Source organism: Bradyrhizobium sp. USDA 3240, from assembly GCF_054063295.1.
The window spans coordinates 8,614,624-8,639,623 of sequence record NZ_JBSSGD010000002.1 but is presented as its reverse complement, the minus strand read 5'-3'; the positions used below and the strand labels follow the sequence as shown (position 1 = coordinate 8,639,623).

Sequence of the window (25,000 nt, the reverse complement as noted above, 5' to 3'; positions counted from 1 at the left end):
TCAGCTGCCGCTCTCGATCTTCTTCTTCAGCGCCGCCAGCCCGCCGCGGTAGAGCTCGCTCACGGCCTTCACCGCGGCCTCGTCGTTCAGGTCCGGCGGCGGATCGTTGTTGGGAAAGCCGCGATAGAACGCGCCGGCCCATTCCAGCTTCGTCTTGCCGCCAGGCGCCGGCGACACCGACAGCGTCGAGGAGTAATTTGTGACCGGCAGCACCTTCACGTCGACAGCCGTGATCCGGTATGAATAGCTCATCATCTCGGGCTCGTATTTGTAGAGCTCCTCGTCGATGGTAATGCCGGGGGCCAGTGTCAGCCGCCGCGTGGCGCCGATCTCGTTGCCCTTCTCGCCCTCGGTCTTGGCGACACCGGCAAGCCAGCTCATGTCCTGGAAATTGCCGATCACCGCCCACACCTTGGCCTGCGGCGCATCGATCTCGATAGATTCGCGCACCTTCTGGCGGGTCGGCCCATGGGCCCAGGCGGCCCCCAATACGGCCAATGCCGCCACCAACACGCCGGCCTTCGCGATCGTCGATCTCATCCCTGGTCTCTCCCGATGTCCGTCGGTCATGCGCCGCCTGGCGCATGCCGCAGTTTATGGTTCGAGGTTCTAGACTAGATCGGGGGCCGGCTTCTTGCACCAGAGCGAAGTCGCGGCCGCCGGCTTCCCCGCGAGGCAAGCCTGCCGGGATCGGCGTCACTCCTCGATCGCCGCCTCGACGAACCCCTTCGGATCGTCGCAGAACTCGCGCATCAGCCGGTAGTGATCGGTGTCCCGCAGGTTGACCGGCTCGAGCCCGCTTTTGCTGAGCCGCAGCAGCGTCGCGTCGGGATAGGCCATCAGGACCGGCGCATGCGTCGCCATGATCACCTGGCAGTGGCCGGTGCCGTTCATCCGGTGCAGCAGCTTGAGGAATTCAATCTGCCGTGACGGCGACAGGGCGGATTCCGGCTCGTCGAACATGAAGATGCCCTGCCGTTGGCAGCGCTCCTCGAAAAAGCGTAGGAAGCCCTCGCCGTGGGAATGCGACAGGAAGTCCGGCGGCAACGCGCCGACGTCCTGCGCTGCCTCGTCCAGATATCGTGCAACCGAGAAGAAGCTTTCGGCGCGGAAGAACCAGCCATTGGTGACCTTGGGCAACCAGCTCGCACGCAGCGCTGACGCCAGCGAACCGCCCATTTTCTCCAGCGCACGACCATGGTCGACCGCGCGATAGCCCTTGCCGCCGCCGGCGTCGTCATAGCCGCCATCACGGCGATGCCTTCCAGCAGCGTCGACTTGCCGGTGCCGTTCTCGCCGACAATGATGCTGATCGCCTTGTCGAAGCTGAGTTCGAATTCGTCGCGCAGCAGCGGCAGCACGAACGGATATCCGTTGCGATTGGGGATGCGCTCGGGATCGAGCCAGACGCGCCTCAGATACGGCGCGGGCATGTTGATCGGGCGGTGTCGTCCTCTGGCCATTCGTCCTGCTTCCGGCACGCCGCGGCGGCGCCAACCACGATCCCAGATCGAGGTGACCCCGTCAAGAACACAACGGGAACGCGTGGACTGGTCTGGCGCGCATGTCGGCGCACAATGCTAGGTTCAACGTCCCGCGCATGCGACGCGGAATCAGCAAGCCTTGTTGGGATCCCCGAAATGACAACTTCGCCTCCAGAAGGGTTCAAGCTCCTGCCGAGCCGCCCAGGGTTCATCGACCATAATGGCCCCTACTACTGGCGCGAGACCGGCGACGCCACGCCTGAATGGGGATTTCAGAGCGACGAGCGGCACGGCAATCCCTACGGCTACATTCATGGCGGGGCGATCCTCGGCTTTCTCGATACCGCCCTTGGCAGTGCCGTGTTCATGGCAACCAAACGCAAATGCGCGACCGTTTCGCTGGACACCCGCTTCGTCGGCGGCGCCGCGCCGGGTCCATGGATCATCGGCCGCACGACCTTGAAGAAGGTGACGCGGACTTTCGCTTTCGTCGATGCGGAAGCCTTCGCCGGCGACAAGCTGCTGGTGACAGCCGCCGCCGTCTTCCGCGTGTTCGACGACTGAGCCGATGCCAAGTCGTGCCTACATGCTCTTCCGCAAGGCGATCCTTACCGAGCAGCAAGCGGTCTGCATCTATGATGGCCGGCCGCGAGAGCTATGCCCGCATATCATCGGCCACAACAAAAGCGGCGAAGAGGTCGTGCTGGCCTGGCAGTTCGCCGGCGAAAGTTCGGGCAGGCTGCCGCAATGGCGCTGCCTGCGGCTTGCCCAGGTCACTGCCCTCAGCCTGCGCAAGGGCGCCTGGCACGAGGGCGGCTCGCACCGCACCGAGCAGACCTGCGTCAGCGCGATCGACCTCGATATCAACGTTCACGTCCGCAAGCGGCGGTGAGCGGCGCGGCCCTTGCCAGTTGCGAGAATGCGGATGTGTGACCCACACCACGCACTCCCCGTCGTCCCGGCGAAGGCCGGGACCCATTGCCACCACTGTCAGTTGCAAGATGAAGGTCTCGCCGCGTGCCTTTGCGATGGCCGCGGCGTATGGGTCCCCTGAGTTCACAAACGAAGTGCAACACTTCCTTGAGGAGGTGTTGCCATGGGGCGGACTTACAAGCAGCTCTCTCTGGACGACCGATGCGAGATTGCCTGTCTATCGGCCAATGGCAGCTCGGTCCGGCAAATCGCGGCAGCTCTGGATCGCTCGCCATCAACAATCTCTCGGGAACTGAGCCGTAATCGGAGCGTTCAGGCTGGCTACAAGCCAAATTATGCCCAGCAACAGATGCGAGCGCGGCGCTGGACGGGCGGACGCCTCGAACGGGAGCCCGTCCTGCGCCGCGCGGTGTTGCAACGCCTTCGCCGAGGTTGGTCGCCGGAGCAGATCGCCGGCCGGCTGGCCCGCGAGTGCGGGCACAAGGTGATCTCCCACGAGACCATCTACCGCTTCATCTATGGCCAACTCAGGCGCACCTCGGACTTCAACTGGCGACGCTACCTGCCGCGCGCCAAGAGCAAGCGCGGCCTCCGCGGCAAGCGAGGCGGCAGCCCCGCAAGCTTCATCGAAGGCCGTGTTTCCCTGGCAAATCGGCCCCTTGAGGTTGCCGACCGTAGCGTCGCCGGGCATTGGGAGGCCGATTTGATGATGTTCTCGAAGTACGGTCAGGCCGTGCTGACCGTGCATGAGCGCACCTCTCGCCTGCTGCTCGGCATCCGCCTTGCCAGCAAGGTTGCGCGCGGTGTCGCACGCCATCTCGTCCGCTTCTTCGCTGCCCTTCCACAAGAGCTGCGCCAGACCGTCACCTTCGACAACGGCACCGAGTTTGCCGGTCACCTGGCGCTACATCGCCTCTCGATCGAGACCTTCTTCTGCGATCCCCACGCGCCCTGGCAGAAGGGTGGTATCGAGAACGCCATCGGCAGGATGCGCCGCTTCATCCCTCGCAAAACGGATCTCGTAACCCTCTCGACCGCCAGATTCCGCCAGTTCATCGCCACCTACAACAACACCCCACGCAAATGCCTTGACTACCGCACGCCTGCGGAGTCCTTTGCCGATCAAGTGTTGCACTTCGAGTGTGAATCCACCTCCTGGCTTTCGCCAGGACGACAGCGAAGGATGTGGCGCGGTATCGACTCCAGCAAACGCCGGGACGACGCGTGGAGAGACCAGAGGACGCCCCCTACGGCCGCTCCGCCTCTTCCAGCACTTCCAGCACCAGCTCCATCGTCATCAGCACGGGATTATCGCCGCGCACCAGACGTCCCTCGGCGATGCCGCCGAGATAGTCGACCAGCGCGACGTCGAGACTGGCGCGCATCCGGCGATTGGCGTCGGGCGCGATCTGCCCCGCGGTCACCGCAAGCTCGGTCGCGAACGGCACCACGCTGTGGCCACCGCTGAAGACCGCGCCGATGGTCGAGCCGACGCCGCCATGCAGACGCGCGCGCAGAATGCCGTGCTCACGGCAGAATCCCTCCAGAGCACAGGCGAAATCCTGGTTCGGCCGCAGCCGCAACGCGAAGGCATGGTTCGTGGTCTTCGCACCCGTCGGCGCGCTGGCGACCGGACCGAACAGCTTGAAATTGGTCTCGCTGTCGGGCTCGGCGACGAACGTCGCGCCGTCGATCCCGAACGCGCTGACCTCGAACGGCTCGGCGACGATCGTTTCATCCGGCAGCATGTGTCCGCCGTTGAAGCGACCGTCGGCCTCCGTCCACAAGCCATGGCAATGGAAGAACGGTGCGCCGTCGCGTTCGCCGAAGGTCAGCGCCGCGAGCTTGAGCCGCGTCACGCCAACGGGACGGAACGTGTCGCTGTAGAACGCGGCATTGACGCCGTCCTTCGACAGCGCCGGCATCACATAGGCGAACGGCCCGAGCGCCCCACCGGTCGCGCTCAGCACGCCGCCGGAAAATCCTTCCGCCGCAAAGCCGCGACGCACGGCTTCGAGCAAGGGAATGCCGGCTTCGAGCACGAATGAAAAAGCGCGGCCGCGCGCGGCAACCCATTGGATGCGCTCGGGGATGGGAGCGCCAGGCTGGGCGATGCTGCGCATCGCCTCACGCGCCCGTTGATTTGGGTGTTACCTCGAGCAGCCCGCGCGCTTCGAGTTCGTCGCGGATCAGCCGCTTCGGCACCTTGCCGTAGCCGGACTTCGGCAGCGCCTCCCAGAAGAAGAAGCGTTTCGGCATCTTGTAGCGCGGCACCTTTGGCGCGAGGTACGCCGCAAGCTCCGCCTCCGCGACCGCTTCGGTGCCCTCGCGCGCGACACAGACGGCAATGCCGACCTCGCCCCAGAACGGGTCGGGCACGCCGAGCACCGCGACCTCGCCGACCGCGGGATGCGTCAACAGCTTCTCCTCGATCTCGCGCGGATAGATGTTGGAGCCGCCGGAGATGTACATGTCGGAGGCGCGGCCGGTGATATAGACAAAACCCTCCTCGTCCATGTGGCCGAGGTCGCCGGTACGGAACCAGCCGTCGCGAAACGCCTTCGCATTGGCCTCGGGGTTGTCGTAATAGCCGGCGAACACGCCGGGGCCGATCACGCAGATCTCGCCGGTCTCGTGCGCCTTCAGCTCGCGTCCGTCGTCGCCCTGGATCGAGACCTGCATGCCGGTGCGCTCGAAGCCGCAGGTGCCGATCCGCGCATGCGGTCCGTCCTCGGGATCGTGCAGGCCGGGCGGCAGCACCGTGATGTTGCCGGTGACCTCGCCGAGGCCGAAATACTGCACCAGCACGCCGCCGAGCTTGTGCAGCGCCGCCTTCTGGTCCTCGCGATACATCGGCGCGCCGGCATAGATGATATAGCGCAGCGAGGAATGGTCGTGCTGGTCGGCGGCGGGATGTTCGACCATCATCTTCAAAATGGTCGGCACCGTGAACATGTTGCTGACGCGATATTTGGCGATCAGCCGGTACGCCTCGGTGATGTCGAACTTCTCCGACGGCAGCAGGATGGTCGGCACGCCGCGCGCGGTCTGCACCAGCTGATGCACGCCGGCGCCATGCGACAGCGGCGCCACCACCAGCGAGGCGTCCCGTTCGGTGGTGCCGGGCATCAGGTCGGCGAGATGGTTGGTGATCACGAAGGCCATCTGGCCGTGGGTCAGCACCGCGGCCTTGGAGCGGCCGGTGGTGCCGGAGGTGAAAAAGAACCAGCAGGGATCGTCATATTCGACAGCAACGTTCTCGACCGCAGCGCCGGCATGCTTGGCAATGACGTCGCCGACCGTGGCCTCGCCGAAGGTCCCCTCCTCGCCGATCCGCCAGACGAATTCGAGCGCGGGATTGGCGGCCGCCTTGGCGTGCTCCGGGAAATCGGCATGGCACAGAAACGCCTTGGCGCCCGAGGCCGCCGCCAGATAGGCGACCTCATCCGGCATCAGGCGGAAATTGGTCGGCACCCAGACCGCGCCGAGCCGGAAGGCCGCAAACATCGACCAGAACATCTCGTCGCAGTTCTTCGAATGCACCAGGATACGGTCGCCCTTGCCGATACCGCGCGCGGCGAGCGCTGCCGCCAGCGCCGAGACGTTCTGGTCGATATGGCGCCACGACCAGGCCTTCTCGTTCCAGATGAAGCCGGGACGATCGCCGTGGCGGCGGGCGTTCTGGGTCAGGATGTAGGCGAGGTTCATCACCCGGCGCGACACCCGCGCGATCCCGCCGCGCGGCGCGGTCAGCTCGGTCCCGCTCATTGCCGCCACGCCGATACGCACAACAGACAAGGCATGGTCAGGACGGTCATCAGGTGTTTCCTCGGTCAGAACCGGGCGTCTTCAAGCGCCGCAAGGGATTGGTGCGCCCCGGTTTATCGCCAAGCAGCGCGCCTCGGCAAGGCCCGCCGGGCGCGGCGCGATGATACCGCGCCGACGGCAGCCAACCCGAGGATGCTTGGCCCGAGACCGCTATTGCGGATGCTTGGCCAGGTCCTGCTCGCTCAGGTTCCAGTCCTGCCAGAGCTGCAAGGCGCCGATCAAGGCGACCAGCCCGCCGAGCAGGATGTGCCAGAGCTGCAGCGCCTGGTCTTCCGAATAGCCGAAGATGTTGGGCGACGCGATCAGCCAGAGGCCGAGCACGATGCTCGCCACCTCCTCCCAGCGATGCAGCGCGACATATTCGAGCTGGGCGAGGCCCAGCACCAGCATGCCGACCACGAAGCTGTTGAGCACCAGGTGGCTGCGCTCGACATCGACGACGTCGCTGACCTGCATCGGAAACCAGGGCGAGACCATGATCAGCACGCCGAGCAGCATGCCGAGCCAGTCCTCCCAGGGGCGGTGTGTGCCGAAGAAACGATTGTCCGACATGACGAACCTCCTTGCGACAAGGGGCATACGTCAGCGGCCGGCCTCACCACTCGGTACCAGACGACCATTGGGCCGCATCCGGGGGCGTATGTCTGGGAACAAGCCTAATCGAATTGCATCGGCCCGCAAGCCCGATCCGCGCATGTGCGATGCGGCAGGATCGCCGGGTGCGGCTCGCGAGCGATTTGGCAGCGTCAGCGCGGCGCCGAGCAATGCGGCGGTCAGGCCGGCCAAAATGCGCATCTCGTCAATCCACAAATGCCAATTTGCGGGTTGGTCGCGGCTTTGCACCGGCGGGTTCACGCGCTTAGATCAAGGCCTGTGAATCAACCGGGATTTTGCGATGGCTGCCGTCCGCGACAACAAGGCCGAGAGGCGCTTCGAACTCGACACCGAGGGCGGCACCGCCTTTGCGAATTACCGGCAGACGCCCTCGGCCGTCATCATCACCCATACCGAGACACCGCGCGCCCTGCGCGGCCGCGGCATCGCGTCGGAGCTGGTCAAGGGCGCGCTGGAGCTGATCCGCGCCGACGGCCACAAGGTGATCGCCGGCTGCGGCTTCGTGGTGGACTACCTCGACAAGCATCCGGAATTTGCGGACCTTGCGGGCTAGCGCCCTGCCCGGCGTCAAACGATCTTGATGGACATGTCAGGCAAGCCCTCGAGCTTGCACAGCAGCACATCGCCCTTGACGACCGGGCCGACATTCTCCGGCGTTCCGGAATAGATGATGTCGCCGGCCTTCAGTTCGAAGGCCTCGGAGAGTTTTGCGATCTGCTCGGCGACGCTCCAGATCATGTTCTTCAGATCCGAGCTCTGCCGCACCGTGCCGTTGACCGCGAGCGAGATCGCGCCTTGCGTGAAATGGCCGGTCTTGCTTGCCGGATGGATCGGCCCGAGCACCGCGGCGTGATCAAAGCTCTTGCCGATCTCCCACGGCTTCTTCTCCGCCGCCATGCCGTTCTGCAAATCACGCCGCGTCATGTCGAGGCCGAGCGCGTAGCCATAGACGTGATCGAGCGCTTTGTCGGCGGGGATGTTGGTGCCACCGGACTTCAGCGCGGCGACCAGCTCGACCTCATGGTGATAGTTCTTGGTCAGCGACGGATAGGGATGATCGGCGACCGTACCGATCGCGACGTTCTGGATCGCATCGGTCGGCTTCTGGAAGAAGAACGGCGGCTCGCGCGTCGGATCGGAGCCGCGCTCGAGGGCGTGCGCGGCGTAGTTGCGGCCGATGCAGTAGATGCGGCGGACCTGGAACACCTCGGTGGCGCCGACGATCGGGATCGTCACGGCCGGGACCGCAAACATCGCCTTCGGCGCGGCTTCGGCATGGGCCGGCACGGATTGCGCGGCGACGCCGACCAGTGCGAGGGCGCCGGTCGCAAGAATCGTCCGGCGATCGAGATCAGTCATGGGCGTTTTCATGGGAGTTTTCATGGGCGTTCTCCTTCTTGTCCGCCGATCTATAGATGCTCGCCGGCCTATAAAAAAGGGCCCGCGCTGGCGCGGGCCCTGGCGGTGTGCGGGATGATGATCCCGTCAGTGCTTGATATCTCAGTGCTTGATATCGGGTGGCAGCTTGCCGCCATTGGCCGCGAGCTTCGTCATCACCTGCTTGTGCAGCCAGATGTTCATGCTGGCGGAATCGTTGGTGTCGCCGGTGTAGCCGAGCTCCTTGGCGAGCTCCTTGCGCGCCGACAGGCTGGAGTCGATGTCGAGCGCCTTCATCAGGTCGACGATCGAGGTCCGCCACTCGAGCTTCTCGCCCTTCGCGGCAACCGCCTTGTCGAGGATCGGGGCGACATCAACGGACTGCGCGGGCGCCGCCCCGGCGGGGACCGTGGCGGGAGACGGCGATGCGCTACCGGATCCACCGGCGGGAGCTGCGCTTGTGGCCGTTCCGCCGGCGGGCGCGGCGCTGGCGCTGCTGCCGAAGATCGCGCCCATGATTTTTCCGAAAATGCTCATCGTTCGCTCCCAAGAGAGTTGAGATGTGAAGGCCGCGCGGCAACGCGCCGGCTGACCGAGGTCGCAGTTCAAGTGTATCGCTCCCTCAATACCTTGCCAATGCGACATTCACCTAAGCGTGAGTGCTTTTGCCGCGGTTTGGGAGTACCCTCGCTTCACAGTTCGCGACACGGCCAGTTCCCTGCTCTGTCTTTCGCGTCTGGCTTGATCGTGATCGCTTCGAGAGGCGGTACGTTTGTGCCCACGCGCCGGGCGCAGAATGCGCCCGCCCAGAGGGAGACAACGACCATGGCCACTCCATACCAAGGCAATGTCACATCGATGACACAGAGCGGACAAGGCCCCGCATCTGCGCCGGTTATCCGCACCATCGGCCTGTCCGATTTGCATAAAGCGCTGCGTCTCGGCTGGGAAGACTTCAAGGCAGTACCAAGCCACGCCATCATCCTCTGTCTGATCTATCCGGTGCTCGGCATCGTGCTTGCGCGCACCGTGCACGGTTATTCCGTGCTGCCCCTGCTGTTTCCGCTGGCCGCGGGCTTTGCCCTGCTCGGCCCGTTCGCCGCGATCGGCCTCTACGAGATGAGCCGCCGCCGCGAGGACGGCGGTGAGGCATCCGCATGGGACGCCGTCCAGGTATTCCGCTCGCCGTCATTCGGCGCGATGCTCGGGGTCGGAACGTTGCTGTTCGCACTGTTCGTGACCTGGATCGCCACCGCGCAGGCGATCTACACCGCTGTGTTCGGCTATGCGGTTGCGGCCGACATTCCCGATTTTGCCACGCGCGTGCTGACCACAACGCAAGGCTGGTGGCTGATCGTGGTCGGCTGCAGTGTCGGCTTCCTGTTCGCGCTCGTCGCGCTTTGCATCAGCGTGGTCGCCTTCCCCATGATGCTCGACCGCCAGGCAAGCGCCGGCGAAGCCATGGTGACGTCGATGCGCGCCGTCGCACAGAACCCGGTGCCGATGGCGGCCTGGGGCCTGATCGTCGCGGTGTTGCTGTTGCTCGGCACAATCCCGTTCTTCCTCGGCCTTGCCGTCGTGATCCCCCTGCTCGGTCACGCCACCTGGCATCTCTATCGCGAGGTCATCGTCAAGGATCCGAACGCACGGCCGGTGATCCCCGAGCCGCGCGAGCGCAAGCCCGCCGCCGACTTCCCGGCCAACCTTTTCCCGTGGCGGCGCAGCGATCGCGGCTAAGCGCCCGTTAACCCGAACGCGTAAACGCCAAAGCAACCGCCGGCCGATTATATTCGGCTGGCGGTTTGTCGTTCCGGATCGTCAAATGGGTGTGAAATTGGCGTGGCATTTGCAGCGTTGCCCGAGATAAACGGCTCGATCACGAGCCTTGTTTTGGCCGCTGTTGCCGCGAACATACCCGCCGGGTTTCGCGACCAATCGATGACATCGCAGACTCCGGAGTGAAATTGCCTATGACCTCGCGCTTTTCCATTCGCACGCTCGCCGTCGGGGCGTGGCTCTTGACCTCGACCGCGTCTGCGCTGGCCGCCCAATGCGGCACGGGCACGTTCGAGTCCTGGCTTGACGATTTCAAGAAGGAGGCTGTGACGAAGGGCATTTCGCAGAACGCGATCCAGGCTGGGCTGAATGGCGTCACGCAGGACAAGGCGATCCTGGCGCGCGACCATTCGCAGCAGGTGTTCAGCCAGACCTTCGAACAGTTCTCGGGTCGCATGGTACCCCCGCGGCTCAATCGCGGCTCCGACATGATGAAGCGCTACGGCTCGGTGCTGTCGCGGATCGAGGAGGCCTACGGCGTACCCGGCGAAATCCTGGTCGCGATTTGGGGGCTGGAAACCGATTTCGGCGTCAACACCGGCAAGTTTCAGACCATGCGCTCGCTGGCGACGCTGGCCTATGATTGCCGCCGCTCCGACATGTTCAAGGCCGAACTGATGGATGCGTTGCGCATCGTCGAGCGTGGCGATCTCGCACCGCAGGAGATGCGCGGCGCCTGGGCCGGCGAGATCGGCCAGACCCAATTCATGCCATCGTCCTACATCAAGTTCGCGGTCGATTTCGACGGCAACGGCAAACGCGACCTCTTGCACAACGTGCCTGACGTGCTGGCCTCGACGGCGAACTTCCTGAAGAGCTACGGCTGGAAGAAGGGCAAAGGCTGGGAGCCCGGCAGCGAGAATTTCGCAGTCATCCAGCAGTGGAATAAGAGCGAGGTGTACGCCAAGACGATCGGCTACTTTGCGACCCAGCTCGCCAAGGCTCCGTAGCGCCCTGGAGGGCACACCGTCTTGCGCCAACGGCGAGCCAAGAACGCGAAACGCGGACTGCGCCTCCGGTTCGATCAATACCGATCCCGCTAGGATGAATCAAAAAGGGCCGATTGCCCCAGGCAATCGGCCCTTATCGCCATGATCAAAAGCTTACTTCGCCATGCTCTCTTCGGCGGCCTTGCTGAGGTGCGCGCCGCATGCGCCCCACTTGTTGTTCAGCATTGCATCCTGCGCGAGCGAGACTTCCTTTTCCGCCGCGAATTTGACCTCATTGTCGGCCATAGCTTCGACGGCGGCTTCAGTCTTGCCGAAATTGGCACCGCTGCAGCCGACGCCCATATGATGACGATGAGCGGCCTGGGCGGGAGCAGCGACAGCGTAAGCAACGGCAGCCATGGCGGCCGCGGCGATGAATGTTTTAATCATGGGATGATCCATCTCTTGTTCTTGGACAGATCCCTGCGTGATTGCGGAATCTGCAGCGCGATTATTCGCTGTTCACGGCACCGTTCAGAATGAACTTCGCGCGATACGAATGTGATCGGCGCTGCACGCGGATCGCGCATGCGTTGCATAGTGTTTCGATTACATGTCGGTAAGGAAGCGGCGCCGCATTAGCTTTGCTGCCAACGTTCACTTCAATCGAATGCACTTCCGATAATCCTCAGCACGTTCCGTGCGACACGGCCGGACGCGACGGGGATCCGCGCGTGGCGCATGACCGAATTACCTCTCACGTCAATGCGACTGATTGACGCCTCGCCGACCCATGGAGGCGCCCGCACCATAAGATGAATAAAAAATCACTTCTATGACATCCTGTCGCATGCGAATCACGCATGGAACACATCGCCGTGATCCGGCCCGCGAGGTCGCCGAAAAACTTGATTGGACGGTCTTCAGTTACCATATATGATGCCTAATCCGGCTTACCGAAATTCTACCAACCAACTGATTTCAAGATTATTTTTGTATTGCACGCCGCATCGGCGGAACTTCCGTTGGTGGGCCTGCTCGGCAAGCGCCAAACGGTTAATCGAAACTTACCGCCGCCATGCGTTTTGGGTCTAGCTGCATCGCACCATTGGAACTACCGCGGCGCACCATATCATCTATATTCACTTCAACGATGAGGCTTTGGAAAAGCTGAATCTGAATTGCTATAATTACTAGGAGACTACCATGTTGCTCTCGCTCATCCGCATGATCCAGGCTTTCCGGGATTATCAGCGCAATGTCAGCGAACTGTCCCAGCTCAGCGATCGCGAACTGGCCGATATCGGCCTCGACCGCTCGGACATTCCGCGCGTTGCCGCCGGTACCTACAACGGCTAATCGGCCGCAAGCCATCTGATGAACGGATAACGCCCGCTTCCACAGCGGGCGTTCTCGTTTTCAGAGCCCATCCCGTTCCGAACGGGGTCGGAACGGGATGGGCTCTGGTCCTAGGTTTGACGCGTTTTCTTCACGCGAACCGGTACCCACTTCGCTTGAAAACGCTCTGCTGCAGTTTCAGATGCATATGATCTCGAAACGCGCTAACGCTGCGCGATGACACCGCATCAATCCTCTTCCCAACCCGTGCACATCGTGGGCGCGGGGCTCGCCGGCTCGGAAGCCGCCTGGCAGGTTGCCAACTCCGGCGTCCGTGCCGTCCTGCATGAAATGCGCCCGCACCGGATGACCGAGGCGCATCGGACCGAAGGCTGCGCCGAACTGGTCTGCTCGAATTCCTTCCGCTCCGACGATGCCGCCAACAACGCGGTCGGGCTGCTGCACGCCGAGATGCGGCGGCTGGGCTCGCTGATCATGCGCTCGGCCGATGCCAACCAGGTGCCCGCCGGCGGCGCGCTGGCGGTCGACCGGGACGGCTTCTCCGCTGCCGTTACCGAAGCACTGAACGAACATCCGCTGATCGAGATCAGCCGCGAAGAAGTCGCGGGCCTGCCGCCGGCCGACTGGAGCAACGTGATCGTCGCTACCGGTCCCCTCACCTCGGCGCCGCTCGCCGACGCCATCAGGCAGCTCACCGACGAGAACGCGCTGGCCTTCTTCGATGCGATAGCACCGATCGTGCACAAGGATTCCATCGACATGTCGGTGGCCTGGTTTCAGTCGCGCTATGACAAGGTCGGCCCGGGTGGCACCGGCGCCGATTACATCAATTGCCCGATGACCAAGGATCAATATGACGCCTTCGTCGCGGCGCTGCTCGACGGCGAGAAGGTCGACTTCAAGGATTGGGAGACCAACACGCCTTATTTCGACGGCTGCCTGCCGGTCGAGGTGATGGCCGAGCGCGGCCCCGAGACGCTGCGCCACGGGCCGATGAAGCCGGTGGGATTGACCAATCCGCACAATCCGACGGTCAAGGCCTATGCGATCGTCCAGTTGCGGCAGGACAACAAGCTCGGCACCCTCTACAACATCGTCGGTTTCCAGACCAAGCTGAAGCATGGCGCGCAGCAACGCGTGTTCCGCACTATCCCGGGGCTCGAGAACGCGGAGTTCGCGCGCCTCGGCGGCCTGCATCGCAACACCTTCCTGAACTCGCCGAAACTGCTCGATAGCCAGCTGCGCCTGCGCGCGCAGCCGCGGCTGCGTTTCGCCGGTCAGATGACGGGCTGCGAGGGTTACGTCGAGTCGGCCAGCGTCGGCCTGGTTGCCGGCCTCTGCGCTGCCGCCGAGATGCGCGGCGCCGCGCTGACGCCACCGCCCGCCACCACCGCGCTCGGCGCGCTGCTCGGCCACATCACCGGTGGCCATATCGAAACCATCGACGCCGGGACGCGCTCGTTCCAGCCGATGAACATCAATTTCGGACTGTTCCCGCCGCTGGCCAGTGCTCCGACCAAGAAGCCGGACGGTTCGCGGCTGCGCGGCAACGAGAAGACGGTTGCGAAGAAGCAGGCGATCAGCGCGCGGGCACTCACCGACCTCGACCACTGGATCGCAGAGCACCTGCGCGTTGCGGCAGCGGCCTGACAGTCATGAGCTTGCCGAAAGACGACGACGCCACCCTGTCGGCGCGATGGAGCCAAGGCGTGCTGCTCAAGCGCGACGTGTTCTCGACGGTCGAGCGCGGCCATTTCCGGACCGATGGCGGCGAGGTCGAGGGCGTGCTGCGCCGGCTCGATCAGGTGCCGTTCTGGTCGTTCGCCGTGGCGCTGCATCTGTTCTCGCGCGAACGCCGCGCGCTCACCTTGGCGAGCGATCTCGACGTCGGCCCCAAGCTGTTGTGGGCAGGCAGGCGCGCGCTGGTGCGCGGCTTCATCGACGGCGCGGCTCTGCATCTGGCGAAGCCGCATGGCGACGTCGCCTATTTCCGCTCCGCCAAGGCCGCCTTGCGCAAGCTGCATCGCGCCGGCATCTGCCACAACGACCTCGCCAAGGAGCAGAACTGGCTGGTCGGCCGCGACGGCCGCGCCTACCTCACCGACTTCCAGCTTGCTGCCTGCTTCAAGACCCGAAGCCGGCTGTTCCGCATCGCGGCCTATGAGGATCTACGGCATCTGTTGAAGCACAAGCGCAGCTACGCGCCGGAGGCGTTGACGCCGAAGGAGCGCAAGGTGCTCGCGAAGAAGTCCGCGGTCGCCAGCGTCTGGCTCAAGACCGGCAAGAAGGTCTATCAGGCAATCACCCGCGGTATCTTCAATTTCACCGACCGCGAAGGTGGCGGCCGGCGACTGGTCAACGACGCGCCGGTGTTGGTCGATTTGATCCGCAGGAATCCCGACGTGCGCGACACCGCGATCGTCGCCTTTGCCGATCGGCGCGTCGGCGTCGGACTCTACGCCTTCGTCGAGGCCGACCAGTCCGCACTGGAGAAGACGCTGCGCAGCGAGCTTGCCGGGGCCAAGGGCGTCAAGCCGCCCGAACACATCCAGATCGTGCATGCATTGCCGCGCGATGCGACCGGCAAGCCGCGCACCGAAATCCTGCAGCTCGTCGCCATGAACCAGATCGACCTGATCGAGCCGATGATGCGCAGCGACGCCGATCGCGAGTTCCTCAAGGACATCCTCGAGCAACGCAAGAATCTGCGCGACCGCTTCAATTTTGAAGTCGCCGAGATGGATCGGCCGGCGCGCTGAAGCGCGCGCACTCTCGACAAACGCAGCTCGAAGCGCCAATCTTGTGAGGGCTAGCGCGCTCAAGGGACAAGCTTAATGCCACTCACCCGTGGCCGTATCGGGGGATATGATTCCGAACGCCTGGCGTTCGGCTTCACCATGATGCACGGCGATCAGGAAGTTGAATGTCAGATCAGCGACGCCGCAATGGACGAATTGGCCGGCACGCGCGGAACACCGAGCCTGGCCCGGCAGGCGCAGTTCATTGCGCTGCGCGACGCGATCGAGATGATCGCATCCGACATCTTTGACAGCGGCCCGGTGGTCAGAGGCGCGACGATCCGGATCTTCACCAAGCACATCTCGAAAGAGCAGCGCTAGCGACCGAACTCCTCGGTGCGCGCGGCTCGCCACAACGTCCAGAGCGTACGCAGTCGTGACACCGGCTTCGGCAGGAACGGGTCGTAGTCGGCCCTCCTCGCCCGGTTCAGCTCGCGCCTGATGTGAGCGAGCGGCAGGAAGATCGGCCTCACGCCGGACGGCACATCCGCAAGCAGCCCGAATGCGGTCTTGAGATGTCCCTGCGCCTCGTCTGCAAGCTGATTGATCGCAGCGCGGATGTTCGGCGTCGGCTTGCCGGCAAACACCTCTTCCTTGCTGCTGCCGTGCTGCTGCAGCAGCTCGACCGGCAGAAACAGTTGCTGCCGCGACGCATCGCGGCCGAGCGCCGCGATGACCTGCGCCATGCCCTGGGCGAGGCCGGCATGACGAGCCAGGTGATCGATCGCCTCCGACGGCCGCGCCACCACGCGCGTAGCCTGCGCGAACAGCGCCGACGCCGTGGCGTCGAGGTAGCCCTCGAGTGCGGCCAGCGACGGCATCGGGTCGTTGTAGAGATCGAACTGATGCTCCTCGACCAGCTGCGACAATGGCGAGACCGGCAGTCGGTGATTGCGGATCGCGTACAGCAGCTCCGCCGCGACCGGATTGCCCTCGACGCCGCCGTGTCCGGCGCCTGCCAGCATGTCGGTCCACCATTGCAGCCGCATCTCGCCGGGCAGCGGCTGGCTGACCTGCTCGTGCACGCGCGAGACCTCGATGTTGAAGGCATAGAGTGCGAGCAGCGCCCGGCGCTCCGGACCCGGCAGGAACAAGATCGACGCGTAGCGCACGAAGTCATGGGTCCGCACCAAATCGGCGCAGAATGCCGCGCCGTCCTGCGGCGCCTCCGCCGCGCTCATGGCACGGCGATCAGCGCCGCCGCGACGCGACGCCGCTCGCCCAGCATGATGTTGTAGGTGCGGATCGCGGGGCCCGTCTGCATCGGGTCGAGCACCACCCGCACCGCGCGCAGGGCCTCGCGTAGGCCTTTTGGCGGCACCCAGACCTCGGTGCCGCTGCCTACGATCAGGGTGTCGATCGCATTGGCGGCCGCGAATACCTTTTGCAGCGCGTATTCGTCGATCTCCTGCGGCCTGGTCACCGCCCAGGCCCACATCGAGTCGGGCAGGCACAACAGCGAGCCACGATGCGACATATCGGCAAACGCGAAGCCGCCCTTGCCGTAGGCCTCGATCGGCGCCGACCTCGGAAGATGGGGAGCGTCCGAGGGATTGCTCATGACCGGCTACTTCTTGGCTGCGGCCGCGTCCGGCTTCTTGGCCGGCGCGTCCTGCGCCTCGCCCCGCGTGGTGTGAACCCCGAGATAGATCAGGATGGGCGCCGCGATGAAGATCGAGGTGTAGGTGCCGACCAGCACCACGCCGAACATCATCACGGCGGTAAAGCTGTGAATCGCGTGGCCGCCGAACAGCAGCAGCGCGAGCAGCGCCAGGGTCACGGTGACGTGGGTGATGATCGAACGCGACAGCGTCGAGTTGATCGACTCGTTCAGCAGCTGCGGCATCGGCATCTTCTTGTAGCGCCGCAGCATCTCGCGGATACGGTCGTAGATGACGACGGTGTCGTTGAGCGAGTAGCCGAGAATCGTCAGCAATGCCGCGATGCTGGTGAGATCGAAATCGACCTGAGTGATCGACATGAAGCCGATCGTCAGCACGATATCGTGGACGTTGGCGATCATGGCGCCGAGCGCGAACTGCCACTCGAACCGGAACCAGAGGTAGATCAGGATGCCGACGATCGCGAGCATCAGGCCGAGCATGCCGAAGGCGAGCAGCTCGCCGGAGACGCGAGGTCCGACCACTTCAACACGGCGGTAATCGACGGACTCGCCGAGCGAGGCGCGGATCTTGCCCACCGCATCCTGCTGTGCCTTGTCGCCGCCCGGCTGCTCGGCGACGCGGATCTGCACGTCGGCCTCGCCCGAACCGCCGAGTTGCTGCAACTGCACCTCGCCGAGGCCAAGACCGTTCAACGTCGTACGCATCGCGGCGATGTCGGCGGTGCCGGACTTGGCCCGCACTTCCAGCAGCGTGCCGCCCTTGAAGTCGATGCCGAAATTCAGGCCGTGGGTGAAGAACAGCGTGATGGCGAGGATCGAGAGCAGCGCCGAGATCGGGAAGCTGATGCGGCGGAAGCGCGTGAAGTCGAAATGCGTGTCGTCGGGCACGATACGCAGCGGCGGCAGCAGGCCGAGCGCCGCGACCACGGTCAGCACGGCAATCAGGATGCCAAGGCCAATGAGAACGGTATGAGTCACAATAGGCCTCTCAGATCGGCACGGTTTGCGGCCGCTTCCACCGCACCCACCCGGCGACGATAAGGCGCGTCATGGTGAAGGCGGTGAACACCGTGGTGATGATGCCGATGCCGAGCGTCACGGCAAAGCCGCGCACCGGCCCGGTGCCGATATAGAACAGCACGGCGGCAGCGATGAAGGTGGTGATATTGGAGTCAAGGATGGTCGCCAGCGCCCGCTTGAACCCGGCGTCGATCGCCGAGATCGCGTTGCGGCCGCCGCGCAATTCCTCGCGGATGCGCTCGTAGATCAGCACGTTGGAATCGACCGCGATGCCGACCGTCAGCACGATACCGGCGATGCCGGGCAAGGTCAGCGTGGCGTTGAGCAGCGACAGCAGCCCGAAGATCATGGCGACGTTGATGGCCACCGCGATGTTGGCGAACACCCCGAACAGCCGGTAGGTGATCAGCATGAACACGATCACCAGGATCGAGCCGACATAGGCAGCGAGCTCGCCCTTCTCGATCGAGTCCTGCCCGAGACCGGGACCGACGGTGCGCTCCTCGACCACGGTCAACGGCGCCGGCAGCGCGCCGGCACGCATCAGGATCGCCAGATCGTTGGCGGACTGCACCGTGAAGCTGCCGGAGATCTGCCCCTGCCCGCCGGTGATCGGCTCGCGAATCACGGGCGCCGAGATCACCTTGCCGTCAAGCACGATCGCAAACGGCTGGCCGACGTTATCGGCGGTCGCCTGAGCGAATTTGCGCGCGCCCGACGTATTGAACTTGAAGCTGACGATCGCCTCGCCGGTGCGCTGGTCGAAGCCGGGTTGAGCGTCGGAGAGTTCAGCTCCGGAAACCAGCACCTGCTTCTTGACGACGTACGGAACCGGCGGCGGCGACGCACTCGTCAGCAATTCGGAGTCCGGCGGCACCCGGCCCTGTTGGGCCTGGTCGGGCGACACCGAGGAGTCGACCATGCGGAATTCCATCTTCGCGGTCTTGCCGAGCAGCTCCTTCAGATGGGTCGGGTCCTGCAGACCCGGCACCTGCACCAGGATGCGATCGGTGCCCTGACGCTGGATCAAGGGCTCGACGGTGCCGAGTTCGTTGACGCGCTTCTCGACGATCTGGATCGACTGCTCGATGGTCTTGCGCATGCGATCGAGCATGGCCGCTTGCGGTATCGTCATGCGGATCAGCTCGCCTCCGGCGTCCGCCACCTCAAGATCGCGCTGCCCGCTCGATCCGATCAGGCCGCCGATCGGCTGCGCGATCTCCCGAAGTTTGGCCAACGCCGCAGGAACATCGGCCTCCTTCGCGATCCGGGCCTCGACGCCGTCGTTGCGGATTACGATTCCCCCGGTAAAGCCGATCCGGGCATCGCGCAGCGCCTTCCGGGCATCGTCGCGGATCTGTTCGAGCTTCTCCTTCTTTACATAGTTGGAGTCGACCTCGAGCAGGAGATACGAGCCGCCCTGCAAATCGAGGCCGAGGACGAGGCGCCGCTGTGCCCAGGCCGGCCAGGTCTTGACCTGCGCTTCGGGGAAGAAATTGGGCACGGCGCACAGGCAGACCACCAGCGCTGTCAGGATAATCCCCAGCGCTCGCCACCGCGTGAAATACAACATCGAATTGACCTGTCAGATTCGGCAAAGGGCTCCGCGGCAATCAGCTCGCGGACGCCTCGTCCTTGGCATCGCCCTTCGCCGGCTCACCCTTGGTACGCACGCCCGAAATCATCTGGCGCATCTGCCGCACGCGAACGCCGTCCGAAATCTCGAACTCGATCTGGTCGTCGTCGACCACCTTGGTCACCTTGCCGACAAGACCGCCCGAGGTCACCACGGTGTCGCCGCGGCGGATGTTCTTCACGAGATCCGCGTGATCGCGCACCTTCCGCTGCTGCGGGCGCAGAATCAGGAAGTACATGATGACGAAGATCAGCGCGAATGGCAGCAGTGACATCAACATGCTGTTGGTATCAGTGCCAGCTCCAGCCTGAGCAAACGCAGGAGTAATCAGCATTCAGACGATCCTCGGATAAGACGGGAAAGGACCGGCAGCACCCTCGGGTTCGGGGCGGTATGGCGGTCCGGACAAATTCGCGCGGACTATAGCGGCCGCGGTCCCAATTGCAACGTTAACGGACCGTCATTTAGGGCGCTTGCGGGACCGCCGCCAGCCCGATAAGGCTGCGCCGTCAGGAACTGGACAAATGCCGAAAAAAGCCAAGAAAACCACCAGTAAAACAACCCGCAAAACCGCCCCTCTAGCTGCCGCCAAGCGTGCTGCAAACGCCGCGACAAAACGCCCGGTAATGCCACTCGACGGCGTCACCGCCGAGCGGATCGCGAACGCCCTGGAGACCATTGCGAGCCGCCTTGCGACCGCCTCCCCGGCCCCCGATCCGGCTGAGACGTTCGGCGCCGCCGATGCCTTTGTCTGGCATCCGGACGGACGCCTCGCCGCGGTGCCGCGCGTCAGCCGCGTCGAGATCGGCCTGCTCAAGGGCGTCGACCGGATGCGCGATATCCTGATGGAGAATACCGAGCGCTTCGCCAACGGACTGCCCGCCAACAATGCGCTGCTGTGGGGCGCCCGCGGTATGGGCAAGTCGTCGCTGGTCAAGGCGACGCATGCCAGCCTCAATGTCGATCGCAAGCCGGCCGACCGGCTCAAGCTGATCGAGATCCACCGCGAGGACATCGAGAGCCTGCCCGGCCTGATGGAGCGTCTGCGCAGCTCCTCCTTCCGCTTCATCGTGTTCTGCGACGACCTCTCCTTCGACGGCAACGACGCCTCCTACAAATCGCTCAAGGCGGTGCTGGAAGGCGGTATCGAGGGACGCCCCGAGAACGTCATCCTCTATGCGACCTCGAACCGGCGGCATCTCCTGGCGCGCGAGATGATCGAGAACGAACGCTCGACCGCGATCAATCCGGGCGAAGCCGTCGAGGAGAAAGTGTCGCTGTCGGACCGCTTCGGTCTCTGGCTCGGCTTCCACCGTTGCAGCCAGGACGAGTACCTCGCGATGGTGAAAGGCTATTGCGACCATTACGGCATCAAGATCGCCGAGGACGAGCTCGAGCGCGAGGCGCTCGAATGGTCGACCACCCGCGGATCGCGCTCGGGCCGCGTCGCCTGGCAGTACGCGCAGGAACTCGCCGGCCGGCTCGGCGTGCGGCTGAGCGGCGCATAGTGCGAGCCGCACGTCCGGCAGGTCGCTGAATCAAGTCGCAGGCCTTCTGAATTCATTGCGGCATGGGTACACTCGACGCATGCCGGCCGAACCCAGCACGACTGCGAGACGATGTGGCGAGTGCACCGCTTGCTGCGATGGCTGGCTGAAAATCCGGATCCGTGGCCACGACGTCCATCCGGGGCAGAGGTGCCCGTTCAGCAGCGCAGGCAAATGCACGATCTACGACGAGCGTCCGATCGATCCCTGCCGGAATTTCGTCTGCGGCTGGCTGACGCCGACAAGCCCGCTGCCTGACTGGATGCGTCCGGACAAATCCAATGTCATCTTTCTCCCGGCAAGCTTTGTCTGGCGCACAATTCCAGTCGATGTCGCGGTTGCCATCGGCGCTCGTCCGAAAGCCAAGGCGCGCGCGTGGCTGGAAGCCTTCAGCCGCGACGCGCGCCGGCCCCTGCTGCTGCAATCGGATGGGGATTGGCACGCGTTTGGACCGCCGCAATTCCTGAGCGACATGGTCGAGCGTCTCGCAGATACGCGAGACCCCTGGCAGCCGATCTAAGCCTCTTGCCGGGCACGAACTCGCTCTGAGCTACCGAAAGTTGGCATCCATTATTCCAAAATGCATCGACATTTCTGCGGTGCAATATCTTACGTCAGCAATCCTGTCCGAATTTTGGGGATCGATTTTCCTGACGCAAGTTCAATTGCCTGAGTGTAAGTCAAATCTTATTCCAGACTCAGAGATGCGACAAATTGATGCAGTGCAGCAGTATCATAGTACCATATAAGTCACATCGCGTGTTTATCTGTCTGGCCCCGTCCGCATCCATGTATCTGGTGTGTGGTATACATTAACGTTCCTCCACTTTGTGACCCTCAGCACACCGCTGAGGCGTTCTGACAAAGGGGGATTAGATGAAGAAGGGACTTCTCGCCGGAACCGCACTCGCGGCGATCGGCCTGGCGCTCACACAACAACCGGTGCAGGCAGCAACGCTCGATGACGTGATGGCGCGTCTGGATGCGCTCGAACGAAACAATGCGAAGCTCGCGAAGGAGAATGCACAGCTTCGGGATCGCGTGAACACCATCTCAAGCCGCAGCGCCGCGCCCCCTGCGGCGGCCTCAACGCCAAAGGGCAACCCGGTACAGCATGCGGGCGTCGCGCCCTCCCCGACGCCGACTCCAGCTCCGGAGCATGCCGTCGTCAGCATCGGAGGCGCGCCGCTCTACAGCAAGGCGCCGGGCGGCAACGCCTTCGTCGACAACACCACCGTCACGCTTTACGGCCACGTGGATCTATCCGGCGACGTCTTCAACGCCGGCGTGTTCGATCAGGGCACTAAGTTCGGTGTGGCAAGCAACCTCACCTTTTTCGGCGTCCACGCGCGTCACGATCTCACACCGTATGGCTTCGCCGGCTGGGCCGCCATCGCCCAGTTCGAATCCCTTGTCGAGGTCGCCGCGGTTCCGACCGAGCGCGCCGCGCTCGGAACGCGCGACAGCTTCATCGGGATGGCAACGCCATGGGGAACCATCAAGGCCGGCAAGTCCGACACGCCGTACAAGAAAGCCACATCGAAGTTCGATCCGTTCTCGGCGACGCTCGGCGACTACAACTCGATCATGGGCAATACCGGCGGCGACCTGCGCGCGGAGTTCGATTGGCGCGCGGCCCATGCGCTCTGGTACGAATCGCCGGTCTGGAACGGCTTCCAGACCACGCTGATGATCTCGCCGGGACAGAACACGGCAAAGGACAACAGCGATTTCGCGCTCGGCGACTTCAACTGCCCCGCCACGTCCGCGCGCGGCAGCGGCAGCGGCTTCCCGCTCACCGCGGCACCGGAAGGCTGCACCGACGGCTCCTACGGCAACCTCTACAGTGCGTCGCTGACCTACAATCAGGGACCGTTCACGGCGGTCGCCGCCTACGAGCTGCATGAGGGCACCAACCGCACCGGCGACGAAGCCGTCACGCCGTTGAGCAATGGCGGCGTGCTGATCGTTCCGCCGGGAGCCGTCGGCATCGCCAACGAATGGGCCGCGAAGGTCGGCGCCGGGTATCGCATCGACGACGGCATCGGCAAGCTGCAACTCTACGGCATCTATGAGGTGATGCGGCGCGAGAACACCGTGGCCGACTTCAACGAACGGTCGCGCGACGGCTACTTCCTCAGCGCCACTCAGAGCGTCGGCGCCTGGGACGTCAGCGCGTCATGGGCCCATGCCAACGCCTCCCCCGGCTCGCCCGGCACCGGCGTATTCAACAACTACACCGTCACTCCGGCACCGGGATCGGCCGACTTTACGCTCAACTCGGTGGACAGCAGCGCCGATCAGTATGCGGCTGGCGTCAAGTACCACTTCAGCCCGTTTGCGACCTGGTATCTTGTCGGCAGTTACCTGCGCAACGGCCCCGGCGCGCATTATTGCCTCGGCGTGAGCGGTCACGGGTATGGCATATGCGGACGCGATGCCAACAACAACGTGGTCGCCGGCAACAAGGCGAGCGCTGTGACGACAGGCATGACCTTCGACTTCTAAACCGAAACAAAACGGGGGAGGCTTGCACCTCCCCCGTTGTCTTTGTTGTGAGACTTGGAAGTCCCTTGGAAGTCCCGGCGCGTAACTTATGCGCCGTTGAGGAACTGGAGCGGATCGACCGGAGACGATCCCTTGCGAATTTCGAAGTGGAGCTGCGGCGAGCCCGCCTCGCCCGACTGGCCCGACTTGGCGATCACCTGGCCGCGCTTGATGGTATCGCCGCGCTTCACCAGAATTTCGCTCGTATGGGCATAGGCGGTGACATAACCGTTGGAATGGCGAACCAGCACGAGGTTGCCGTAACCCTTCAGCTCATTGCCCGAATAGGCGACGACGCCGTCTTCGGCGGCCTTGACCGGCGTACCTTCGGGCACAGCGACGTTGATGCCGTCGTTGACCTTGCCGTTGGTCTTCGAGCCGTAGGCGGTGATGACCTTGCCGCGCACCGGCCAGCGGAACGTCGGCAATGCGCCGGTGGCTTCGCTCGACTTGGTGACCACCGGCGTTTCTGCGGCGGCGACCGGCTGTTCGACAGTCGCGGTCGGCTGAACCAGCCGCGCGCTCTGCTGCGGCAGCGCCGTGGCGACGACCTTCGGCGCCGCCATGGCCGGTGCCGGGGCAACCGCAACCGGTGCGGCAGCAACGCCTTGTGCAACCGGCGCAGGCGCCGCCATCGCGGTCTTGGCGCCGGGCACCACGAGCTTCATGCCGAGGCTGAGCCGAGCCGACTGATCGAGATTGTTGGCGCGGGCAAGCTCAGCCACGGGAATGTGGTGCTGGCGCGCGATGCTGTGCAGCGTGTCGCCGCGATTGACGTAGTGGACGCCGGAAGGCGCCGCTGCGACGGCAACAGGCCGCGTCGCAGGTGCTGCCATCGCCGGCGCTGCTGCGGCGGCAGCCATCGGGCGCGGAATGACCAGCTGCTGACCGGGCGACAGCGCCCGCGGTCCCTTGTAGCCATTGGCGCGCACGATCTCGGCGGTCGAGACGTTGTAGCGGCGCGCCAGCACTTCGAGCGTATCGCTGGTGCCGACGATGATAGTGGTGCCGCTATGTCCGGCATGCGCTGCGGCGACCGAACGCGGAACGGTGCCGGTGGCTTCGATCTGCGGCTGCGCAGGCGGCGTGTAGGACGAAAGCCCACGCCCTCCTCCGGAGACGCCGGCGTTGGCGACCGGATAGGACTGCGGCGCTGCAACCGGCGGCGGCAACGGCTGTGACTGATACTGTGAATATTGCGGTTGCGATCGTGGCCGCGCATATTGCGGCAGCTCGCGCGGCGGCGGCGCCTGCACGGTGCCGGTCGGCTGCGGATCAAACGCAAACGGATTTTGCGAGTAGGAATTTTGCGAGAAGCGCGACGACATATCGGCGCTGCAACCGGCAAAAGCCATGGACATCAGCGTCAGCACCGCAACCTGCGGTACGCGACGCGAGCGAAGCAACTCAACAACCCCAGACATGGTTACTCACTCGTACGCAACAAAAGACTGTTTTGAGTAAACA

General features: G+C 64.2%; 25 protein-coding genes and 2 pseudogenes. 13 read left to right on the top strand and 14 right to left on the bottom strand.

From position 1 onward, the window contains the following. Nucleotides 1-540, bottom strand: a complete 540-nt coding sequence (locus ACVIGA_RS41235; protein WP_375780949.1) for an SRPBCC family protein — start codon at nucleotides 538-540, stop codon at nucleotides 1-3. A 156-nt stretch (nucleotides 541-696) separates the two neighbouring features. Then, nucleotides 697-1,463: pseudogene (locus ACVIGA_RS41230) on the bottom strand (AAA family ATPase). A gap of 177 nt (nucleotides 1,464-1,640) precedes the next feature. Here ACVIGA_RS41230 and ACVIGA_RS41225 point away from each other — a divergent pair. From ACVIGA_RS41225 to ACVIGA_RS41215, 3 genes and pseudogenes are all read left to right on the top strand, one after another. Continuing rightward, entirely contained in the window at nucleotides 1,641-2,048 is a 408-nt protein-coding gene (locus tag ACVIGA_RS41225; RefSeq protein ID WP_456670528.1) for a PaaI family thioesterase, read from the top strand. 4 nt (nucleotides 2,049-2,052) lie between these two features. After that, entirely contained in the window at nucleotides 2,053-2,376 is a 324-nt protein-coding gene (locus ACVIGA_RS41220) for a hypothetical protein (RefSeq protein WP_456670527.1), read from the top strand. 204 nt (nucleotides 2,377-2,580) lie between these two features. Beyond that, nucleotides 2,581-3,570: pseudogene (locus ACVIGA_RS41215) on the top strand (IS30 family transposase); the annotation flags it as partial. 94 nt (nucleotides 3,571-3,664) lie between these two features. Here ACVIGA_RS41215 and ACVIGA_RS41210 read toward each other — a convergent pair. From ACVIGA_RS41210 to ACVIGA_RS41200, 3 genes are all read right to left on the bottom strand, one after another. Further along, nucleotides 3,665-4,540 carry a PCC domain-containing protein gene (locus ACVIGA_RS41210; protein WP_456670526.1) on the bottom strand — a complete coding sequence of 292 codons (876 nt, stop codon included), beginning with the start codon at nucleotides 4,538-4,540 and terminating at the stop codon, nucleotides 3,665-3,667. 4 nt (nucleotides 4,541-4,544) lie between these two features. Then, nucleotides 4,545-6,185, bottom strand: coding sequence for an acyl-CoA synthetase (locus ACVIGA_RS41205; RefSeq protein WP_456670525.1), 1,641 nt, complete (start codon nucleotides 6,183-6,185; stop codon nucleotides 4,545-4,547). 210 nt (nucleotides 6,186-6,395) lie between these two features. Beyond that, nucleotides 6,396-6,797 carry an SPW repeat protein gene (locus ACVIGA_RS41200; RefSeq protein ID WP_456670524.1) on the bottom strand — a complete coding sequence of 134 codons (402 nt, stop codon included), beginning with the start codon at nucleotides 6,795-6,797 and terminating at the stop codon, nucleotides 6,396-6,398. A 343-nt stretch (nucleotides 6,798-7,140) separates the two neighbouring features. Between ACVIGA_RS41200 and ACVIGA_RS41195 the strand changes: the two genes are divergently transcribed. Next, nucleotides 7,141-7,413: a GNAT family N-acetyltransferase gene (locus tag ACVIGA_RS41195; protein WP_298363310.1), complete on the top strand. Its 273-nt coding sequence runs from the start codon at nucleotides 7,141-7,143 to the stop codon at nucleotides 7,411-7,413. Between the two features lie 14 nt (nucleotides 7,414-7,427). On the opposite strand, the gene ACVIGA_RS41190 is transcribed toward ACVIGA_RS41195, so the two are convergent. Beyond that, nucleotides 7,428-8,219 carry a fumarylacetoacetate hydrolase family protein gene (locus ACVIGA_RS41190; protein ID WP_456670523.1) on the bottom strand — a complete coding sequence of 264 codons (792 nt, stop codon included), beginning with the start codon at nucleotides 8,217-8,219 and terminating at the stop codon, nucleotides 7,428-7,430. Nucleotides 8,220-8,360: 141 nt separating this feature from the next. Then, a complete protein-coding gene (locus ACVIGA_RS41185) occupies nucleotides 8,361-8,774 on the bottom strand; it encodes a DUF3597 domain-containing protein (RefSeq protein WP_456670522.1) in 414 nt (137 codons plus the stop codon). Nucleotides 8,775-9,062: 288 nt separating this feature from the next. Between ACVIGA_RS41185 and ACVIGA_RS41180 the strand changes: the two genes are divergently transcribed. Together ACVIGA_RS41180 and ACVIGA_RS41175 are read left to right on the top strand one after the other, a co-directional pair. Then, on the top strand, nucleotides 9,063-9,974 hold the full coding sequence (locus ACVIGA_RS41180) for a DUF2189 domain-containing protein (RefSeq protein WP_456670521.1): 912 nt from the start codon (nucleotides 9,063-9,065) through the stop codon (nucleotides 9,972-9,974). A 233-nt stretch (nucleotides 9,975-10,207) separates the two neighbouring features. Further along, the gene (locus ACVIGA_RS41175; protein ID WP_456670520.1) at nucleotides 10,208-11,023 is read left to right on the top strand and encodes a lytic murein transglycosylase; all 816 of its coding nucleotides are present in this window, start codon (nucleotides 10,208-10,210) and stop codon (nucleotides 11,021-11,023) included. A 153-nt stretch (nucleotides 11,024-11,176) separates the two neighbouring features. Here the strand turns inward: ACVIGA_RS41175 and ACVIGA_RS41170 are convergent, their stop codons facing one another. Continuing rightward, a complete protein-coding gene (locus ACVIGA_RS41170; protein WP_374707969.1) occupies nucleotides 11,177-11,452 on the bottom strand; it encodes a hypothetical protein in 276 nt (91 codons plus the stop codon). Between the two features lie 756 nt (nucleotides 11,453-12,208). On the opposite strand from ACVIGA_RS41170, the gene ACVIGA_RS41165 reads away from it, so the two are divergent. From ACVIGA_RS41165 to ACVIGA_RS41150, 4 genes are all read left to right on the top strand, one after another. After that, the gene (locus ACVIGA_RS41165) at nucleotides 12,209-12,361 is read left to right on the top strand and encodes a DUF1127 domain-containing protein (RefSeq protein WP_016846063.1); all 153 of its coding nucleotides are present in this window, start codon (nucleotides 12,209-12,211) and stop codon (nucleotides 12,359-12,361) included. A 216-nt stretch (nucleotides 12,362-12,577) separates the two neighbouring features. Further along, nucleotides 12,578-14,011, top strand: a complete 1,434-nt coding sequence (gene trmFO, locus ACVIGA_RS41160) for a methylenetetrahydrofolate--tRNA-(uracil(54)-C(5))-methyltransferase (FADH(2)-oxidizing) TrmFO (RefSeq protein ID WP_456670519.1) — start codon at nucleotides 12,578-12,580, stop codon at nucleotides 14,009-14,011. 5 nt (nucleotides 14,012-14,016) lie between these two features. After that, nucleotides 14,017-15,120, top strand: a complete 1,104-nt coding sequence (locus tag ACVIGA_RS41155) for a serine/threonine protein kinase (protein ID WP_456670518.1) — start codon at nucleotides 14,017-14,019, stop codon at nucleotides 15,118-15,120. Between the two features lie 75 nt (nucleotides 15,121-15,195). Further along, the gene (locus ACVIGA_RS41150) at nucleotides 15,196-15,480 is read left to right on the top strand and encodes a DUF1488 family protein (protein ID WP_456670517.1); all 285 of its coding nucleotides are present in this window, start codon (nucleotides 15,196-15,198) and stop codon (nucleotides 15,478-15,480) included. Here ACVIGA_RS41150 and ACVIGA_RS41145 read toward each other — a convergent pair. The 5 genes from ACVIGA_RS41145 to yajC are packed head-to-tail and all read right to left on the bottom strand — an operon-like array spanning nucleotide 15,477 to nucleotide 19,773. Next, nucleotides 15,477-16,340, bottom strand: a complete 864-nt coding sequence (locus ACVIGA_RS41145; protein WP_456670516.1) for a phytoene/squalene synthase family protein — start codon at nucleotides 16,338-16,340, stop codon at nucleotides 15,477-15,479. The two genes, ACVIGA_RS41150 and ACVIGA_RS41145, sit on opposite strands and share 4 nt — an antisense overlap. Then, nucleotides 16,337-16,720, bottom strand: a complete 384-nt coding sequence (locus tag ACVIGA_RS41140) for an Mth938-like domain-containing protein (protein WP_223967691.1) — start codon at nucleotides 16,718-16,720, stop codon at nucleotides 16,337-16,339. Before ACVIGA_RS41140 ends, ACVIGA_RS41145 begins: the two co-directional genes overlap by 4 nt. 6 nt (nucleotides 16,721-16,726) lie before the next feature. Continuing rightward, nucleotides 16,727-17,761, bottom strand: coding sequence for a protein translocase subunit SecF (gene secF, locus ACVIGA_RS41135; RefSeq protein ID WP_223967692.1), 1,035 nt, complete (start codon nucleotides 17,759-17,761; stop codon nucleotides 16,727-16,729). A gap of 10 nt (nucleotides 17,762-17,771) precedes the next feature. Continuing rightward, complete coding sequence (gene secD, locus ACVIGA_RS41130) at nucleotides 17,772-19,376, bottom strand: protein translocase subunit SecD (protein ID WP_456670515.1); 1,605 nt, start codon at nucleotides 19,374-19,376, stop codon at nucleotides 17,772-17,774. A 40-nt stretch (nucleotides 19,377-19,416) separates the two neighbouring features. Next, nucleotides 19,417-19,773 (bottom strand): preprotein translocase subunit YajC, encoded by a 357-nt coding sequence (gene yajC, locus ACVIGA_RS41125; protein ID WP_050400518.1) that lies wholly within the window; start codon nucleotides 19,771-19,773, stop codon nucleotides 19,417-19,419. A 190-nt stretch (nucleotides 19,774-19,963) separates the two neighbouring features. Between yajC and ACVIGA_RS41120 the strand changes: the two genes are divergently transcribed. From ACVIGA_RS41120 to ACVIGA_RS41110, 3 genes are all read left to right on the top strand, one after another. Beyond that, entirely contained in the window at nucleotides 19,964-20,947 is a 984-nt protein-coding gene (locus ACVIGA_RS41120) for an ATP-binding protein (protein WP_456670514.1), read from the top strand. A gap of 79 nt (nucleotides 20,948-21,026) precedes the next feature. Continuing rightward, the gene (locus tag ACVIGA_RS41115) at nucleotides 21,027-21,506 is read left to right on the top strand and encodes a hypothetical protein (protein ID WP_456670513.1); all 480 of its coding nucleotides are present in this window, start codon (nucleotides 21,027-21,029) and stop codon (nucleotides 21,504-21,506) included. 356 nt (nucleotides 21,507-21,862) lie between these two features. Continuing rightward, entirely contained in the window at nucleotides 21,863-23,494 is a 1,632-nt protein-coding gene (locus tag ACVIGA_RS41110) for a porin (RefSeq protein WP_456670512.1), read from the top strand. A gap of 86 nt (nucleotides 23,495-23,580) precedes the next feature. On the opposite strand, the gene ACVIGA_RS41105 is transcribed toward ACVIGA_RS41110, so the two are convergent. Further along, nucleotides 23,581-24,957, bottom strand: a complete 1,377-nt coding sequence (locus tag ACVIGA_RS41105; RefSeq protein WP_456670511.1) for a peptidoglycan DD-metalloendopeptidase family protein — start codon at nucleotides 24,955-24,957, stop codon at nucleotides 23,581-23,583. Nucleotides 24,958-25,000 lie beyond the last annotated feature (43 nt).